This is a genomic window from Streptomyces sp. DH12, assembly GCF_020873895.1.
GTDB lineage: Bacteria > Actinomycetota > Actinomycetes > Streptomycetales > Streptomycetaceae > Streptomyces.
This window is the reverse complement of sequence record NZ_JAHWGT010000021.1, coordinates 12,340-28,940: the sequence shown is the minus strand read 5'-3', so window position 1 is coordinate 28,940 and position 16,601 is coordinate 12,340. Positions and strand designations below refer to the sequence as shown.

Annotated in this window: 16 protein-coding genes; 12 read left to right on the top strand and 4 right to left on the bottom strand. The window is 72.9% G+C overall.

The window, feature by feature from the left end:
- Positions 1–120 precede the first annotated feature (120 nt).
- The 10 genes from LPA54_RS20330 to LPA54_RS20285 all read left to right on the top strand — a co-directional run bounded on the left by LPA54_RS20330 (position 121) and on the right by LPA54_RS20285 (position 11,023).
- Complete coding sequence (locus LPA54_RS20330) at positions 121–972, top strand: MerR family transcriptional regulator (RefSeq protein WP_228979824.1); 852 nt, start codon at positions 121–123, stop codon at positions 970–972.
- 388 nt (positions 973–1,360) lie between these two features.
- Positions 1,361–2,581, top strand: coding sequence for a M20 family metallopeptidase (locus tag LPA54_RS20325; RefSeq protein WP_228979996.1), 1,221 nt, complete (start codon positions 1,361–1,363; stop codon positions 2,579–2,581).
- Positions 2,582–2,896: 315 nt separating this feature from the next.
- Positions 2,897–3,946: a BMP family protein gene (locus LPA54_RS20320; protein WP_228979822.1), complete on the top strand. Its 1,050-nt coding sequence runs from the start codon at positions 2,897–2,899 to the stop codon at positions 3,944–3,946.
- A gap of 220 nt (positions 3,947–4,166) precedes the next feature.
- Positions 4,167–5,732 (top strand): ABC transporter ATP-binding protein, encoded by a 1,566-nt coding sequence (locus tag LPA54_RS20315; protein WP_228979994.1) that lies wholly within the window; start codon positions 4,167–4,169, stop codon positions 5,730–5,732.
- Complete coding sequence (locus tag LPA54_RS20310; protein ID WP_228979820.1) at positions 5,729–6,838, top strand: ABC transporter permease; 1,110 nt, start codon at positions 5,729–5,731, stop codon at positions 6,836–6,838. Before LPA54_RS20315 ends, LPA54_RS20310 begins: the two co-directional genes overlap by 4 nt.
- On the top strand, positions 6,835–8,115 hold the full coding sequence (locus tag LPA54_RS20305; RefSeq protein WP_228979818.1) for an ABC transporter permease: 1,281 nt from the start codon (positions 6,835–6,837) through the stop codon (positions 8,113–8,115). Before LPA54_RS20310 ends, LPA54_RS20305 begins: the two co-directional genes overlap by 4 nt.
- Entirely contained in the window at positions 8,112–8,516 is a 405-nt protein-coding gene (locus LPA54_RS20300) for a cytidine deaminase (protein WP_308112878.1), read from the top strand. The genes LPA54_RS20305 and LPA54_RS20300 overlap by 4 nt, the downstream gene beginning before the upstream one ends.
- Positions 8,517–8,620: 104 nt before the next feature.
- Positions 8,621–9,898 carry a thymidine phosphorylase gene (locus LPA54_RS20295; RefSeq protein ID WP_228979816.1) on the top strand — a complete coding sequence of 426 codons (1,278 nt, stop codon included), beginning with the start codon at positions 8,621–8,623 and terminating at the stop codon, positions 9,896–9,898.
- Positions 9,899–9,991: 93 nt separating this feature from the next.
- On the top strand, positions 9,992–10,582 hold the full coding sequence (locus LPA54_RS20290) for a Uma2 family endonuclease (RefSeq protein WP_228979814.1): 591 nt from the start codon (positions 9,992–9,994) through the stop codon (positions 10,580–10,582).
- Positions 10,583–10,672: 90 nt separating this feature from the next.
- Positions 10,673–11,023: an STAS domain-containing protein gene (locus LPA54_RS20285; protein WP_228979812.1), complete on the top strand. Its 351-nt coding sequence runs from the start codon at positions 10,673–10,675 to the stop codon at positions 11,021–11,023.
- Here LPA54_RS20285 and LPA54_RS20280 read toward each other — a convergent pair.
- From LPA54_RS20280 to LPA54_RS20270, 3 genes are all read right to left on the bottom strand, one after another.
- Positions 10,956–11,930, bottom strand: a complete 975-nt coding sequence (locus tag LPA54_RS20280; protein ID WP_228979810.1) for a sigma-70 family RNA polymerase sigma factor — start codon at positions 11,928–11,930, stop codon at positions 10,956–10,958. The two genes, LPA54_RS20285 and LPA54_RS20280, sit on opposite strands and share 68 nt — an antisense overlap.
- An 85-nt stretch (positions 11,931–12,015) precedes the next feature.
- Positions 12,016–12,726: a L,D-transpeptidase gene (locus LPA54_RS20275; protein WP_228979809.1), complete on the bottom strand. Its 711-nt coding sequence runs from the start codon at positions 12,724–12,726 to the stop codon at positions 12,016–12,018.
- 132 nt (positions 12,727–12,858) lie between these two features.
- Positions 12,859–14,157: an MFS transporter gene (locus tag LPA54_RS20270; RefSeq protein WP_228979808.1), complete on the bottom strand. Its 1,299-nt coding sequence runs from the start codon at positions 14,155–14,157 to the stop codon at positions 12,859–12,861.
- A gap of 120 nt (positions 14,158–14,277) precedes the next feature.
- On the opposite strand from LPA54_RS20270, the gene LPA54_RS20265 reads away from it, so the two are divergent.
- Both LPA54_RS20265 and LPA54_RS20260 read left to right on the top strand, forming a co-directional pair.
- A complete protein-coding gene (locus tag LPA54_RS20265; protein ID WP_228979807.1) occupies positions 14,278–15,183 on the top strand; it encodes a LysR family transcriptional regulator in 906 nt (301 codons plus the stop codon).
- Between the two features lie 127 nt (positions 15,184–15,310).
- The gene (locus LPA54_RS20260) at positions 15,311–15,670 is read left to right on the top strand and encodes a hypothetical protein (protein WP_228979806.1); all 360 of its coding nucleotides are present in this window, start codon (positions 15,311–15,313) and stop codon (positions 15,668–15,670) included.
- A 146-nt stretch (positions 15,671–15,816) separates the two neighbouring features.
- Here the strand turns inward: LPA54_RS20260 and LPA54_RS20255 are convergent, their stop codons facing one another.
- Entirely contained in the window at positions 15,817–16,590 is a 774-nt protein-coding gene (locus LPA54_RS20255) for an alpha/beta hydrolase (protein WP_228979805.1), read from the bottom strand.
- Positions 16,591–16,601: the final 11 nt, after the last annotated feature.

Below are 16,601 nucleotides of genomic sequence, written 5' to 3'. Positions count from 1 at the left end.
GCACTCCCGCCCGCCCCGGCCCGCACCCGGCCCGCAGCCCCGCGGGCGCCCCGCGCCCGCGCCGGTGGACGCGGCGCGCTTGACCCTCACACCGTGTGAGGCCGTGTCGTGGGAGGCGTCATGTTCACCATCGGAGACTTCGCCAGGCACGGCCGGGTGTCGGTCCGGATGCTGCGCCACTACGACGCCGTCGGACTGCTGCGCCCCGCCCGTGTCGACCCGCACAGCGGCTACCGCTTCTACGGGGCCGGGCAGCTCGCCCGGCTCAACCGCGTCATCGCGCTCAGGGACCTCGGGTTCACCCTCGACCAGGTGCGGTCGATCCTCGACGAGGAGGTCGGGCCCGAGGAGCTGCGCGGGATGCTGCGGCTGCGGCAGGCCGAGCTGGAGTCGGCCGTCAGCGAGGCGGCCGCGCGGCTGGCGCGGGTCGGGGCGAGGCTCCGAGCCATCGAGAGCGAGGGACGCATGTCCACGCAGGACGTCGTCGTCAAGAGTGTCCCGGCGGTCCGGATCGCCGAGCTGACCGGGATCGCCGCCGGGTTCGGGCCGGCGGAGATCGGCCCCGTCATCACCCCCCTGTACGGGGAGCTGTGCGCCCGGCTGGAGGCCGCCGGGGTCACCGCCTGCGGGCCGGGCGTCGCCCACTACGAGGACGCCCCGGCGGGCGACGGCTCGATCGTCGTCCACGCGGGGATGACCGTCCCCGCCGGGGTCGCCGACGTGCCGGGGGTCCGGATCGTCGACCTGCCCGGCCTGGAGCGGGCGGCGACGGTCGTCCACCGGGGGCCGATGGAGGAGCTGCTGCCCACCGTCCAGACCCTGGCGACCTGGATCGACGCCAACGGCTACCGCTCGACGGGGTACAGCCGCGAGCTGTACCTGGAGTGGTCGCAGGACCCGGCGGAGTGGGTGACGGAGCTGCAGGAGCCGGTGGAGCCGGTCGACCCCGCGGAGCCGGGCCGGCCTCTCTAGCCGCCTGCCCCGGGGGATCCTGCCGGGCTCGTGGCGGGTCCGCGCCATCGGTGCCGATGGCGCGGACCGCGCGCCGGGGCTCGATCGGGCGTACGGTGGGGGCCTCGCCCCCGGCGGCCGGGAGCGCTTCCCGCGGCCGTCACGGGCCGCGGTGCGCCGGTCACGGCGGGCGCCGCGGACGCTCATCGGAGCGTGAACGAGTGTTAACGGCAGAGGGTCAGGGTACCCGAAAAGCCGAAGACGGCCCCCAAAACGCGTGAGCTTACCCACTTCACACCCGACTCAAGCCCGGTCAGCGTGGTTTCTTTCCCCTATCGGGCTGAAGTTTTGTAGATCACACGTCAGTTGAGGGGTAAAGACGCCTACCCTTTGATGGGTGAACAAGTTGATGTCCCGCGAGCCCGAAGCCGACGTTCCCGGCGAAACGCCCCTCCTCGGTACGCTGCCGGAGTCACTCCGTACCGAGCTGATCGCCTTCCGCCGGGATTTGCACATGCACCCGGAGCTGGGCAACCAGGAGTTTCGCACCACCGCGGCGCTCAAGGCCCGGCTGGAGGCCGCCGGCCTGCGCCCCCGGGTCCTGCCGAGCGGCACCGGGCTCACCTGCGACATCGGCACGTGGGACGGGCACCGCCCCATGCTCGCGATCCGCGCGGACATCGACGCCCTGCCCATCCCGGACACCAAGGTGGACTGCGCCTACCGCTCCACCGTTCCCGACCGCGCACACGCCTGCGGCCACGACGTCCACACCACCACGGTCCTGGGCGCCGGACTGGTCCTCGCCGACCTGCACCGGCAGGGCCTGCTGCCGCGCCCGGTCCGCCTCCTCTTCCAACCCGCCGAGGAGGTCCTGCCCGGCGGCGCCGTGGAGGCCGTCGAGGCGGGCGTCCTGGACGGCGTGGGCCGCATCATCGCGGTCCACTGCGACCCGCGCGTCGACGCCGGCCGCATCGGCCTGCGCGTCGGCCCCATCACCTCGGCGTGCGACCGCCTGGAGGTCACCCTCGACGGCCCCGGCGGCCACACCGCCCGCCCGCACCTGACGACGGACCTGGTCACCGCCGTGGCCCGGGTGGCGACGGACGTCCCCGCCCTGCTCGCCCGCCGCGTGGACGCCCGCTCCGGCCTGGTCCTCACCTGGGGCCGCATCGAGGCCGGCCACGCCCCCAACGTCATCCCCCAGCACGCCGAGCTGGGCGGCACGGTCCGCTGCCTCGACCTGGAGGCGTGGCGCGGCGCCCCCGACCAGGTGTACGCGGCGATCGACGAGGTCGCGACCCTGCACGGCGCCAAGTCCCAGATCAACTACGTGCGCGGGGTGCCGCCCGTGGTGAACGACCCGGTCATCGCCGAGCTGCTGCGCGAGGCCATGGAGCGCCGCTGCGGCCCGTACTCCGTCGAGGACACCGAGCAGTCCCTCGGCGGCGAGGACTTCTCCTGGTACCTGGAGCACGTCCCCGGCGCCATGGCCCGCCTCGGCGTCCGCCGCCCCGGCGACCCGGCCCGCCACGACCTGCACCGCGGCGACTTCGACGTGGACGAGGCCGCCATCAAGGTCGGCGTGGAGCTGTTCACCGCCGCCGCCCTGATCGACGCGGGCGCCTGACCCACCCGCCGGGCCCGTGGCCGGAAAGCCACCCCCACCGCCGTGATACTGCCTCGCGCGGCCCGCCTCCCCTCCGCCATCCGGCCGCACCGCGTCCCCTCCCGGGTGCTCCGTGGGGACCGCGCGTGCACGCGCTGCCACGCTGAGGCAGCCTCTACACGGTGCGGGCGGCCGGGAGGCGGCCCGCGGGCGGTCGGTACGCGACGAATCGATAACGGCTTCCGTACAGGGCTTTATTAGACATCTACGCGCGTTACGATCGCCCGCGAAACCAGCGCCGGAAGAGGCGCTTCGGTCAGGTCGAAGGAGCCCCCCTTGCGCCGGATCACCAGGATCGCCACCGCGGGTATCGCGTCGGCGGCGCTCGCGCTCAGCGTCACCGCCTGCGGCGGAGACAAGAAGTCGGACGCCGGTGCCGACTCGAAGGGCGGCAAGGCCGCCATCGCGTACGACATCGGCGGTCGCGGCGACCAGTCGTTCAACGACGCCGCCTACGCCGGCCTCGCCAAGGCCGAGAAGGACTTCGGCGTCAAGGGCACGGAGGCCGAGCCCAGCGAGGGCGAGGGCGACCCCGACAAGGTCCAGCGCCTCACCTCCCTCGCGCGCGCCGGCAACAACCCGGTGATCGGCGTCGGCTTCGCGTACGCGCCCGCCATCGCCGAGGTCGCGCCGAAGTTCCCGAACACCACGTTCGGTCTGATCGACGACACGTCGAAGACCGGCAAGAACATCGCCAACCTGGTCTTCAACGAGGAGCAGGGCTCCTACCTGGCCGGCGTCGCCGCCGCCAAGGTGACCAAGTCCAACACCGTCGGCTTCATCGGCGGCGTCGAGACCCCGCTCATCAAGAAGTTCGAGGCGGGCTTCGTCCAGGGCGTCAAGGACACCAACAAGAACGTCAACGTCAAGGTCCAGTACCTGACGCAGCCGCCGGACTTCGGCGGCTTCTCCAAGCCCGACCTCGGCAAGGCCGCCGCGCAGGGCCAGATCGACGCGGGCGCCGACGTGGTCTACGCCGCCGCCGGCCTGGCCGGCTCGGGCTCCATCGAGGCCGCGGCGAAGGCGAAGAAGTGGGCCATCGGCGTCGACTCGGACCAGTACAACCAGTCCGGCCTCGCCGCGTACAAGGAGAGCATCCTCACCTCGGTGACCAAGGACGTCTCCGGTGCGGTCTACAACCTGATCAAGTCGGTCAAGGACGGCGACCCGCAGAGCGGTGAGATCCGCTACGGCCTGGACAAGGACGGCGTGGGCCTGGCCCGCTCCAACCCGGCCTTCACCAAGATGACCGACGTCATCACCGCGGTGGACAAGGCCAAGGCCGACATCACCGCCGGCAAGATCAAGGTCAACACCACTCCGTAACCCGCAGCCACGGGGCCGGGGCCCGACCCAGGGGTCCGGACGGCGGTGCGCCCCACCGTCGTCCGGACCCCAGGTCACGCCCTGGCCATGGGTTTCTGGCATCAGGGATCGCTACGCGCGTAGAACCCTCTCCGGCGCGATAACTTCGGCCACACCGAGCCCCCACCGTGCCCGCCCGTCCTCCGCTTCTTCGCTCCTTTCTCGCCAAGGAGAGTGCGTCATCAACGCGTCCAGCCCCCCCGCCGTCGAACTGCGCGGCATCACCAAGCGCTTCCCCGGTGTCGTCGCCAACCACGACATCCACCTCACCGTCCGCAAGGGCACGGTCCACGCCCTCTGCGGTGAGAACGGCGCCGGCAAGTCGACCCTCATGAAGATCCTCTACGGCATGCAGAAGCCGGACGAGGGCACGATCACCATCGACGGCCGCGACGTCGCCTTCGCCAGCCCCGCCGACGCCATCGCGACCGGCATCGGCATGGTCCACCAGCACTTCATGCTGGCGGACAACCTCACCGTCCTGGAGAACGTCGTCCTCGGCGCCGAGAAGCTGTACGGCATCGGCGCCAAGGCCCGCGACAAGATCAAGGAGATCTCCGGCGCGTACGGGCTGAACATCCGCCCGGACGTGCTCGTCGAGCACCTCGGTGTCGCCGACCGCCAGCGCGTGGAGATCCTCAAGGTCCTCTACCGCGGCGCCCGCACCCTCATCCTGGACGAGCCGACGGCCGTGCTCGTGCCGCAGGAGGTCGAGGCGCTCTTCGACAACCTGCGGGAGCTCAAGGCCGAGGGCCTCACCGTCATCTTCATCTCCCACAAGCTGGGCGAGGTGCTGTCCGTCGCCGACGACATCACCGTCATCCGGCGCGGTACCACCGTGGGCACCGCCGACCCGCGCACGACGACCACCAAGCAGCTCGCCGAGCTGATGGTGGGGGCCGAGCTGCCCTCCCCGGAGACCCGCGAGTCCACCGTCACCGACGTCCCGATGCTCACGGTCGAGGACCTGCGGCTGTCCCAGACCGACCCCGACGGCGTCGTCCGCGAGGTCCTCGGCGGGATCGGCTTCACCATCCACCAGGGCGAGGTCATGGGCATCGCCGGCGTGGAGGGCAACGGCCAGACCGAGCTGATCGAAGCCCTCATGGGCATGCGCGACCCCGACAGCGGCGTCATCACCCTCGACGGCACCGACATCTCCCACGCCCCGACGCGCAAGCGCCGCGAGGGCGGCATCGGCTACATCCCCGAGGACCGCCACCGCCACGGCCTCCTGCTGGAGTCCCCGCTGTGGGAGAACCGCATCCTCGGCCACGTCACCGAGGCGCCCAACAGCAAGCGCGGCGTCCTCGACCTGAAGGCCGCCCGCCAGGACACCGAGCGGATCGTGCGCGAGTACGACGTGCGCACCCCCGGCATCGAGGTCACCGCGGCCTCCCTGTCCGGCGGCAACCAGCAGAAGCTGATCGTCGGCCGCGAGATGAGCCACCGGCCCAAGCTCCTGATCGCCGCCCACCCCACCCGTGGCGTGGACGTCGGCGCGCAGGCGCAGATCTGGGACCAGATCCGGGAGGCGCGGCGGGAGGGCCTCGCGGTCCTGCTGATCTCCGCCGACCTGGACGAGCTGATCGGGCTCTCCGACACCCTGCGGGTCATGTACCGCGGCCGCCTGGTCGCGGACGCCGACCCCGCCACGATCACCCCCGAGGAGCTGGGCTCTGCCATGACGGGCGCCGCCACCGGTCACCTCGAGCACAACCACGACGCGGACGGTGAGGGCCGATGAAGAAGTTCGACAAGGACAAGGTGCTGCTGGGTCTGGCGGGCCCGGCGCTCGCCCTGGCCGTGGCCTTCGTCCTGACCTCGATCGTCCTGCTGGCCTCGGGGCGCGACCCGATCCAGCCGTACGTGCTGATGATGGAGACCGCGGAGTTCCCCGACGTCCAGGTCCTGATCATCAACCAGACCGGCACGTACTACCTGGCAGCCCTGGCCGTCGCCATCGGCTTCCGGATGAACCTGTTCAACATCGGCGTCGACGGCCAGTACCGCCTCGCGGCGATGCTCGCCGCCGTCGTCGGCGCCTCCGTCGAGCTGCCCGGGCCGCTGCACCTGCTGCTGATCGTGCTCGTCGCCGTGCTCGTCGGCGCCTTCTGGGCCGGCATCGCCGGCTTCCTGAAGACCACCCGCGGCGTCAGCGAGGTCGTCTCCACGATCATGCTGAACGCCATCGCCACCAGCCTGATCGCCTGGATGATCCTGCCGGCGAACCTGGGCGTGCAGCCCCCCGGCTCCAACGACCTCACCACCGGTGTCATCCCGGAGTCCGGCTGGATGAGCGGCCTCGCCGTCGAGGGCGGCAACATCTACGGCTTCACCTTCGTCGCCTTCGCCCTCGGCGTCGTCTACTGGTTCGTCCTCAACCGCACCCGCTTCGGCTTCGACCTGCGCGCCACGGGCGCCAGCTCGACCGCCGCGCAGGCGAGCGGCGTCGACGCCAAGAAGATGGTCCTCACCGCGATGCTGCTCTCCGGCGGCGTCGCCGGTCTGACGGGCCTGCCGCTGCTGCTCGGCCAGACCCACACCTACAGCCTCAGCTTCCCGGCCGGCGTCGGCTTCGTGGGCATCACCGTCGCCCTGCTCGGGCGCAACAGCCCCATCGGCATCTTCTTCGCCGCCCTGCTCATCTCCTTCCTGGAGAAGGCGTCCGGTTCGGTGATCGACGCGGACTTCGAAAAGGAGATCGCCACGATCATGCAGGGCCTCATCGTGATCTCGGTGGTCGTGTCGTACGAGGTCGTCCGGCAGTACGGGCTCCGCCGGCAGCAGCAGAAGGTCGGCGAGGAACTTGCCGCCCAGGCCCGCAAGAACAAGGAGGACGTGGCGGCATGAGCGAGATCGAATCCACGAGCACGGTGACCGCCGCGGGCGCCACCGCTCCGGCCAAGGGCAGGGGACGCCGCAAGCTGACCCTGCCGGTCATCCTGCTGTTCGTCGCGGGCGGTCTGCTCCTGTTCTCGCTGGTCCGCGCGGTCAGCGGCGCCGACGACCTGACCTCCGTGGGCCAGGTGTCGGGCGCCCTCCAGCTCGCCGTGCCGATCGGCCTCGCCGGACTGGGCGGCCTGTGGGCCGAGCGGGCCGGCGTGGTCAACATCGGCCTCGAGGGCATGATGATCCTCGGCACCTGGTTCGGCGCCTGGGCCGGCTACCAGTGGGGCCCGTGGACCGGTGTCGCCGTCGGCATCATCGGCGGCGCGCTGGGCGGCCTCATCCACGCGATCATGACGGTCACCTTCAACGTCAACCACATCGTCTCCGGTGTGGCGATCACCATCCTGGCCACCGGCGCCACCCGCTACCTGTCGAACTTCACCTTCGCCGAGGCGGCGGGCGGCTCCTCCAAGCAGTCCCCGCGCGTCGAGGCCATCGACCGCATCACCGTCCCCGGACTGTCGGACTGGCTCGCCGACCTCCAGGAGAAGCACTGGTTCTTCGTCTCGGACCTGGCCGGCCTGCTCGGCGGCCTGGTCACGAACCTGTCGGTGCTCACCGTCCTCGCGCTGCTCCTCGTCCCCGGCACCTGGTGGGTCCTGTGGCGCACGGGCTTCGGTCTGCGGCTGCGCTCCTGCGGTGAGAACCCGGTCGCGGCCGAGTCCCTCGGCGTGAACGTCTACAAGTACAAGTACATCGCCGTCCTCGTCTCCGGCGCCCTCGCCGGCCTCGGCGGCGCCTTCCTCGCGATCGTCTCCACCGGCATCTACCAGGAGGGCCAGACCGGCGGCCGCGGCTACATCGGCCTCGCCGCGATGATCTTCGGCAACTGGATGCCCGGCGGCCTCGCCCTCGGCGCCGGCCTCTTCGGCTTCACCGACAGCCTCAAGCTGCGCGGCGGCGCCGAGAACGTCCACGCCATGCTGCTCCTCCTGGCGATCCTGCTGGTGTTCGCGCTCGCCTGGACGCTGTACAAGAAGAAGTACACGGCCGCGGTGGTCTCCGCCTTCTTCTCCGCGGTCCTGTTCGTCTGGTACTTCAACACCGACGAGCTGCCCAGCCAGTTCGTCGACGCGGCGCCCTACGTCACCACCCTGCTGGTGCTCGCGTTGTCGGCGCAGCGGTTGAGGATGCCCAAGGCGAACGGCATGCCGTACAAGAAGGGCCAGGGCAAGTGACCACGGACGGCCGGCCGCCCTTCGACTGGGACGCCCTGCGCGCCACCGCCCGGGACGCCATGTCCCGCGCGTACGCGCCCTACTCGGGCTACCCGGTCGGGGCGGCGGCCGTGGTCGACGACGGCCGTACGGTCACCGGCTGCAACGTCGAGAACGCCTCGTACGGCATCGGCCTGTGCGCCGAGTGCGGGCTCGTCTCCCAGCTCCAGGTCACGGGCGGCGGCCGGCTCACGCACTTCGCGTGCGTGGACGGCCGCGGCGAGACGCTCGTGCCCTGCGGGCGCTGCCGGCAGCTCCTGTTCGAGTTCGGCGGCGGCGAGCTGCTCGTGGACACCCCGGACGGGATCCGCACGCTGGACGAGATGCTGCCGCAGGCGTTCGGCCCGCAGCACCTCACCTGACCGCGCGCGGCCCTTCCGACCCCTGGGGGCGGGAGGGCCGCGCCGCTTACCATCTCTATGCGCGTAGACACGCTTTTCGCCCCGCTGGAAGGAACACTGAGCCCATGGACGCGATTTCCGTCATCCGCACGAAGCGGGACCGCGGCGAGCTGACCCCCGAGCAGATCGACTGGGTCATCGACGCGTACACGCGCGGGGAGGTCGCCGACGAGCAGATGTCCGCCCTCGCGATGGCGATCCTGCTCAACGGCATGAACCGCTCGGAGATCGCCCGCTGGACCGCGGCGATGATCGCCTCGGGCGAGCGGATGGACTTCTCCTCCCTCTCCCGCCCCACCGCGGACAAGCACTCCACGGGCGGCGTCGGCGACAAGATCACCCTGCCCCTCGCCCCGCTCGTCGCCGCGTGCGGCGCCGCCGTGCCGCAGCTGTCGGGCCGCGGCCTCGGCCACACCGGCGGCACCCTCGACAAGCTGGAGTCCGTCCCCGGCTGGCGGGCGCTGCTCTCCAACGAGGAGATGCTGCACGTCCTCGACACCACCGGCGCCGTGATCTGCGCCGCCGGCGACGGCCTGGCCCCCGCCGACAAGAAGCTGTACGCGCTGCGCGACGTCACCGGCACCGTCGAGGCGATCCCGCTGATCGCCTCCTCGATCATGTCGAAGAAGATCGCCGAGGGCACCGGCTCGCTGGTCCTCGACGTGAAGGTCGGCTCCGGCGCCTTCATGAAGACCATCGAGGACGCCCGCGAGCTGGCCTCCACCATGGTGGGCCTGGGCACCGACCACGGCGTGAGGACCGTCGCCCTCCTCACCGACATGTCGACCCCGCTGGGCCTGACCGCGGGCAACGCCCTGGAGGTCCGCGAGTCCGTCGAGGTCCTCGCCGGCGGCGGCCCCGCCGACGTCGTGGAGCTCACCGTCGCGCTCGCCCGGGAGATGCTCGACGCGGCCGGCATCAAGGACGCCGACCCGGCCAAGGCCCTCGCCGACGGCTCCGCCATGGACGTGTGGCGCCGCATGATCGCCGCGCAGGGCGGCGACCCGGACGCCGCCCTCCCGGTCGCCCGCGAGCAGCACGTCGTCACGGCCCCCTCGTCCGGCGTCCTCACCCGCCTCGACGCGTACGGCGTCGGCGTCGCCGCCTGGCGCCTCGGCGCGGGCCGCGCCCGCAAGGAGGACCCGGTGCAGGCCGGCGCGGGCGTCGAACTGCACGCCAAGCCGGGCGACACGGTCACCGCCGGCCAGCCGCTGATGACCCTGCACACGGACACACCGGAGAAGTTCGACTACGCCCTGAAGTCCCTGGACGGCGCCTACGACGTCGCCCCGGCGGGCACGTCGTACGAGCCGGCCCCGGTCGTCCTGGAGCGCATCGCCTGACCGTCGCTCGTACGGCTGAACGGGACCGATGGACCTCCGTCGGTCCCGTTCGGCATGCTGGGATCGGTGACGTACCGAAATGAGGAGACCGCCATGAGCGCACTCGGCATCGAGCCGGAGCCCTCGCGTGGCGACGGCTGGGACGAGCTCGTCCGTATCTGGGAGGCGACGGACGCGCCCGAGGGTTGCAAGGTGGAGATCATCGAAGGGGTCGTCACCGTGACACCTGGGCCTGCCAACAGTCACAACGACACTGCCGACCTGGTCCAACGCCGCCTGTACGGGGTGATCCCAGAGGACTGGGGCATCTACCAGACGCAGACCGTGGCCGTCCCCTCCCGGCACGGGATGTTCATTCCCGACCTGCTCGTGGCGCCACGAGCGGCCCTGAAGGAGCACGGTCACTGCATCCCACTCGCCGTCGCCGAACTGATCGTCGAGATCACGTCGAGATCGAACGCGAACCACGACCGTGTCGAGAAGCTCCACGGCTACGCCACGGCGGGCGTGCCCCTCTACCTGCTGCTCGACACCTGGCACTCGGGCCGTCCCACCGCGACCCTGTACGGAGAGCCGAGGAACGGCATGTACCGCGTGCTCGACACCGTCAAGTACGGCGAGGAGCTGCGGCTCCCCGCCCCCTTCGACCTGGTCCTCGACACCGGCGAGTTCCCCGGCGCCTGACGGCCGCCGCGCCGCCTCGCGGCCGGTCCCCGGTGCGGGCGCCGCGTGACGCACCGATGAGTTCGTGGCGCCGCGCGGGTCTTCCCCCGTGTGGACGCCACCGATCCGACACTCTTCCGCGTTGCCGGCCCCGTCGAGCCGGCCGACGTCCCGCGCCTCTGCCAGGAGCTGAGCGCGCTGCTGCGCGAGGGCACGGCCGCCGGCGGCGACGTCATCTGCGACGTCGGCGGCGTCACCCGGCCGGACCTCGCCACCGTCGACGCGCTGGCCCGGCTGCATCTGACCGCCCGGCGCCTGGGCCGCCGGATGACCGTACGCAACGCACAGCCCGCCCTCCGGGCGCTGCTGGAGCTGGTCGGTCTGGCCGGCCTCCTCAGCCCTCCAGCCGGCCCGGCAGGTCGAACAGGGGGAACCAGCGCCGCACGTCCAGGAACGACGTGATCCCCGAGACCTTCCCGTCCACGATCTCGATGACCATGAGCGCCCACGGGCTGAACCCGCCCTCCGGGTCCGGGTGGTAGTGGGCGAACGCCGGCGTGCCGTTGGCCACCACCGGAACCAGGCGCGAGCCCCGGCACACCTCGCCCACGCCGAGCATCCAGCCCACGATGTCGTCGTGGCCGCGCAGCCACAGGTCGTAGGGCGGCATGGAGAGCGTCGCGTCCTCGTGGAGCAGCGCCGTCAACGCCGCCATGTCGTACGACTCGAACGCCGCCACGTACCGGTCGAGCAGGCCGCGCTGCTCCTCGTCGAGCGGGTCCGCCGCGTCCGTCCGCGCCGGGTCGGAGGCGGCGAGGGTGGCCCGCGCGCGCTGGAGCGCGCTGTTCACCGAGGCGACCGAGGTGTCCAGCAGCTCCGCGACCTCGCTCGCCTTCCAGGCCAGCACCTCGCGCAGGATGAGCACCGCCCGCTGCTTCGCCGGCAGGTGCTGGAGCGCCGCGACGAACGCCAGGCGCACGGACTCGCGGGCGAGCGCCGCCTCCGCCGGGTCGGCGGTCTGGGGGAGCACCCGCCCGTCGGGCACCGGCTCCAGCCAGGTGACCTCGGGGCGGGCGGTCAGCTGGGCCTGGGCGACGGGCGTGGCCGCCGTCAGGTCCATGGGGCGGGCCCGGCGGTTGCCCGCGTTGAGCGCGTCGAGGCAGACGTTCGTCGCGATGCGGTACAGCCAGGAGCGCAGCGACGAGCGGCCCTCGAACCGGTCGAGGCTCCGCCACGCGCGGACCATCGTGTCCTGCACGGCGTCCTCGGCCTCGAAGGCCGAACCGAGCATCCGGTAGCAGTAGCCGGTCAGCTCCGTCCGGTACTCCTCCAGCCGGGCCGTCTCCTCCGGAGCCGCCACATCCGCCATCGCGTCCACCCCTGTCGCGCCGCTGTCGTCGCCGTCCCTCCGGAAGCTACCGGAGGGCACTGACAACGGGGGTCGGGTCGCGCGTTCACGTGCCGGGCTTGCGCCCGTACACGAACACGTCGTCACCGTTCTTCAGCAGGTTCCAGTATGCCTTCGCGTCGTTCGGGCGCATGTTGACGCAGCCCCCGGAACCCGGCGGGTTCCACATCGACTTGGTGGTGGAGTGGAACGCCTGCCCGCCGTCGAAGAACTGCGAGTACGGCATCCACACCTTGTAGATCGTCGACCAGTGGTTGAGCGTGCGCTGGTAGATCCTCTTCGCCCCGGTGCGCGTCTCGGCGCCGTCGCGGCCGGTGCGGACCGGAACCGGCCCGTACACGAGCTTCGACCCGTCCTGGACCCAGCTGAGCTGCCTGGTCAGGTCGACGCAGGCGATACGGCCCTTGTTGACCGGGCACTTGCCCGCCTTGTTCGGCGTCTTCCCCGCGGCCCGCTGCTGGAGCATCGTGTCCATGGTCCGCCAGGTCAGCTGCCCCGCGTAGCCGGCGGACGGCGTGATGCCGTGCGTCTGCTGGAACGAGCGGATCGCCTGGCAGTCGCCCGTCGACTGCTTGCCGTCGACGGTCCTGCCGAGGAACTTCTCCACCTGCTTCTGGTACGGCCCCGTCCCCGCCGTGCACGCCGTCGCCGCATGCGCGGAACCCGCGCCCACGGTCAGCGCCAGCGGTACGACGAGCCCGGTCGCGCCGAGCACCACTCCGGTGCGCCGCCGCCATGCCCCGCCCTTGGCCCCCATGGCCCACTCCCCTTGCCTCTGGTGAGGTTGTCGTACCCGTAGGACGCGCGTGGCCGCCTCGCGGTTGTACCGAAAACACGCGCGATACGTTCCCGTGACCGAGCCGTCGGCCGGACCCGCCCGCGCGACGCGTCAGCGCGACCCGCCGGCCGCGACGAGCACGCTCCGCTCCGGCGCCGGCCGGGGGCCGACGCGCCGCGCCGCCACCCGCGCCCGGTGCGTGCCGTACAGGGTCAGGGAGACGACGCCGAGGACCGCGACCAGCCCCAGCAGCACCGTGCCGCCCCAGCCGCCCCGGTGGTAGGCGACCGCGCCGAGGGTGCCGCCGAGGCTGCTGCCCAGGTAGTACGCCGACTGGTACAGGGCCGACGCCTGGGCGCGCCCGGTGGTCGCCGCGCGGCTCACCGAGGACGAGGCGACGGCGTGCCCCGCGAAGAACCCGGCCGTGATCAGCACCAGCCCGCCGAGGACGGCCGCCAGCGACGCGGACAGCGACAGCAGCAGACCGGCCGCCGTCGTGGCGACGGCCAGGTACAGCGCCCCGCGCCGCCCCATGCGGCCGACGAGCCGTCCGGCCGCGGCCGAGGAGGCCGTGCCCACCAGGTACACCAGGAACACCGAGCCGACGACGCCCTGCGGCAGCGAGAAGGGCGCCTCCACCAGCCGGTAGCCGATGACCGTGTACACCGCGCCGAACACGGTCATGAACAGCCCGCCGATCGCGTACAGCCGCAGCAGCAGCGGGTCCGACAGGTGGGTGCGCACCGTGCGGGCCAGGGCGCGCGGGTCGAGCGTGCCGGGCCGGAAGTGGCGGGCCCGGGGCAGCAGCAGCCGGTACGCCACCGCGCACCCGACCGCCAGTACGCCGACGGCGGCGAGCCCGGCCCGCCAGCCCCACAGCTGCGCGGCCCAACCGGTCACGATCCGCCCGCTCATCCCGCCGACGCTGTTCCCCGCGACGAACAGCCCGATCGCACCCACCAGCGCCTTCGGCCGCACCTCCTCCGCCAGGTACGCCATCGCCGACGCCGGCACCCCGGCCAGGGCCGCGCCCTGCACGGCCCGCAGCGCGACCAGCCACTCCAGGCCGGGCGCGAACGGCACGAGCAGCCCCACGACCGAGGCCACCGCGAGGGAGCCCGTCATCAGCGCCCGCCGCCCGAAGCGCTCCGACAGCGCGCTGAGCGGCAGGACGCACAGGGCGAGCGCGCCCGTCGCGGCGGAGACGGTCCAGCTGGCGGCCGACGCGGAGACCCCGAAGTCGGCGGAGACGGCGGGCAGCAGGGCCTGCGTCGAGTAGAGGAGGGCGAACGTCGCGACGCCGGCGGCGAAGAGGGCGAGGCTCATGCGGCGGTGGCCGGGTCGTCCGGGGGAGAGGCGCGTGTCGGCGTCCACGGGGGCCGTGGACGCCTCGGTACTGGCGGGAGACATGCCACGACCGTACGGAGGGGGCCGTTCATGCGTCCAATGCACGGAACGGCTTTAATCGTTCCCATGGTGCATGAGTACAGGCCACAGGGTCGGCTGTCACTGAACAGTAACGAAGAAGAAATGGGCCTGCTGCTCGCCCCTCGCCTGGCGTACTTCGCGGCGGTCGCCCGCCACGAGCACGTGACGCGCGCGGCGCGGGAGACGGGGGTGCCCCAGTCGACGCTGTCGCGCGCCATGGCGCGGCTGGAGGAGGACCTCGGTGTGACCCTCTTCGCGCGCCGGGGCCGGGCGCTGTCCCTGACCCCGGCGGGCCGTACGTTCCTCATCTCCGTGGAACGGGCCCTCGGCGAGGTGGAGCGGGCGGCGGAGGCCGTGCGCGCGGACGTCGACCCGACCGCGGGGCGCGTCGCGTTCGGCTTCCTGCACACGATGGGCTCCGAGACCGTACCGGGCCTGCTGCGGGCGTTCCGCGTCGACCACCCGAAGGTCCGCTTCACCCTGGTGCAGAACTACGGCGAGGCGATGCTGGAACGGCTGCGCGCCGGCGAGCTCGACCTGTGCCTGACCTCCCCGGTGCCGGACGCCCCCGACCTGGTCGCCCGGCGCCTGGACGAGCAGCGGCTGCGGCTCGTCGTGCCGGACGACCACCGGCTGGCCGGCCGCAAGCGCGTCCGCCTCGCGGAGGCGGCCGACGAGGCGTTCGTGACGCTCGAACCGGGCTACGGGCTGCGCCGCATCACCGACGACCTGTGCGCCGAGGCCGGGTTCCGGCCGCGCGTGGCGTTCGAGGGCGAGGAGGCGGAGACCCTGCGGGGCCTCGTCGCCGCGGGGCTCGGCGTCGCGCTGCTCCCGCCACCGGCCGTACGGCGCCCGGGGGTCGTCGAGCTGACGGTGACGGCGCCGCGCGCGGCCCGCGAGATCGGCGTCGCCTGGCAGGCGGGCCGCCCGGACACCCCGCCGGTGGAGGCGTTCAAGCGCTTCCTGCTGTCCCGCCGCGGCAAGCTCCTCGGCGAGGCGGAGCACTGAGCGGAGCACGGAGCGGGGGGGCGCGTGCGGGGCTCCGGCGGGCGGGGCGCGGGCGGGGGCTCGGCCGACCACCGGTACGCGAGGGGCCCACGGGCATCGGGTGGCCGGGGACGGGTACCCGGTGGGCATGACGAACAAGGACGAGAACCGCCCCGAGCACGCCGCCGACCAGCGCGCCGACCGCCAGGCCGAGGCCGCGGAGGCGGCCCGCAGGGCCGAGGAGGAGCGGGCGGCGTCGCAGCCGTTCAGCTACCCGTACCCCGAGCGCCGTGCCGGGGTCCGCGCCACCCGCCACATCGACCGGGAGCGCGCGGACGCCGACAGCGTCCCCGGCGTGCCGGGCGGCTACGGCACCACCGGCGGCGGACAGCCCGGCGGCAGCCCCGGCATCTCACCCGACCGGGAGGGGACCCTCGACCCGGCCGAGTACGCCGACACCATCGCGGGCGGCGAGCCCGACCCGCGCCGCAGGACCGACCGGGACTGACCCACCGCCACGGAAGTCCACCCGGCCCCACGGACGCCCCCCCGGCCCGCGGACGCCCCCCCCTGCCCCCCACGGAGGCGCCGCCCGACCGGCCCACGGAGGCGCCGGCCACCGCCGGCCCGCGGAGGCGCCGCCCGCCGGGGCGTTCAGTGCCGCAGGGACCGGCCGAAGCCCGCCGCCAGCGGCATGCGCAGGCCCAGCGGGGGCGGGGCGGCGAAGGCGTCCACCACCGGGCGCGAGTAGGGCCGCCCGAAGAGCGAGCCCAGGACGAAGTCCTCGGCCAGGGCCAGGATCTCGCCGTGGTGCTGGCGCAGCGCGTGCCCGTCGGAGTGGACCTCGAACCGGCACGTCGCCCGGTTCGCCTTCTTCGCCCGCACCGCCAGCCGGTACGAGTGGTCCGGGTGCGCCACCGCGTCGTTCGTCCCGTGGACGACCATCACCTGACGGCCCACCAACTGCCTGACCGGCTCCGGCTCGGCGGCCACGTCCTCCTCCGGCAGCCACGGCGCGAGCGCCAGCACGGCGGCCACGGCCGCCGACCCCGCCGCCCGCAGCGCCGCGCGGCCGCCCATCCCGTGGCCGACGAGGCAGACGGGCACGTCGCCGTGGCGGCGCACCACCTCGGCGACCGCCCACCGCGCGTCGACGGCGAGCCGCTCGTCGGAGCCGTTCCAGCCGCGGCATCCGTACCGCACCACGTGCACGGCCAACCCGTCGTCGCGGCCCGCTCGCACGAGCCGGCGGGCCAGCGGCGCCAGCGCGGCGCGGTGCAGCGGCGAGGCCCGGCGGTCCGACTCGGGGCAGCCGTCGGGCAGCAGCAGCACCACCCCGCCGACCGCCACCGTCGCCGAACCCCCGACCGCCCGCCCGAGGCGCGCTTCCCGGGTGGTGCCCGGGCCTACGAGTGCGTGGTGTGCCATGGCAGAACAGT

Coding starts and splice junctions, on each gene's coding strand:
- LPA54_RS20330 (WP_228979824.1), top strand. CDS start 121: ATGTTCACCATCGGAGACTTCGCCAGGCACGGCCGGGTGTCGGTCCGG.
- LPA54_RS20325 (WP_228979996.1), top strand. CDS start 1,361: ATGTCCCGCGAGCCCGAAGCCGACGTTCCCGGCGAAACGCCCCTCCTC.
- LPA54_RS20310 (WP_228979820.1), top strand. CDS start 5,729: ATGAAGAAGTTCGACAAGGACAAGGTGCTGCTGGGTCTGGCGGGCCCG.
- LPA54_RS20305 (WP_228979818.1), top strand. CDS start 6,835: ATGAGCGAGATCGAATCCACGAGCACGGTGACCGCCGCGGGCGCCACC.
- LPA54_RS20295 (WP_228979816.1), top strand. CDS start 8,621: ATGGACGCGATTTCCGTCATCCGCACGAAGCGGGACCGCGGCGAGCTG.
- LPA54_RS20290 (WP_228979814.1), top strand. CDS start 9,992: ATGAGCGCACTCGGCATCGAGCCGGAGCCCTCGCGTGGCGACGGCTGG.
- LPA54_RS20280 (WP_228979810.1), bottom strand. CDS start 11,930: ATGGCGGATGTGGCGGCTCCGGAGGAGACGGCCCGGCTGGAGGAGTAC.
- LPA54_RS20275 (WP_228979809.1), bottom strand. CDS start 12,726: ATGGGGGCCAAGGGCGGGGCATGGCGGCGGCGCACCGGAGTGGTGCTC.
- LPA54_RS20270 (WP_228979808.1), bottom strand. CDS start 14,157: ATGTCTCCCGCCAGTACCGAGGCGTCCACGGCCCCCGTGGACGCCGAC.
- LPA54_RS20265 (WP_228979807.1), top strand. CDS start 14,278: ATGGGCCTGCTGCTCGCCCCTCGCCTGGCGTACTTCGCGGCGGTCGCC.
- LPA54_RS20260 (WP_228979806.1), top strand. CDS start 15,311: ATGACGAACAAGGACGAGAACCGCCCCGAGCACGCCGCCGACCAGCGC.
- LPA54_RS20255 (WP_228979805.1), bottom strand. CDS start 16,590: ATGGCACACCACGCACTCGTAGGCCCGGGCACCACCCGGGAAGCGCGC.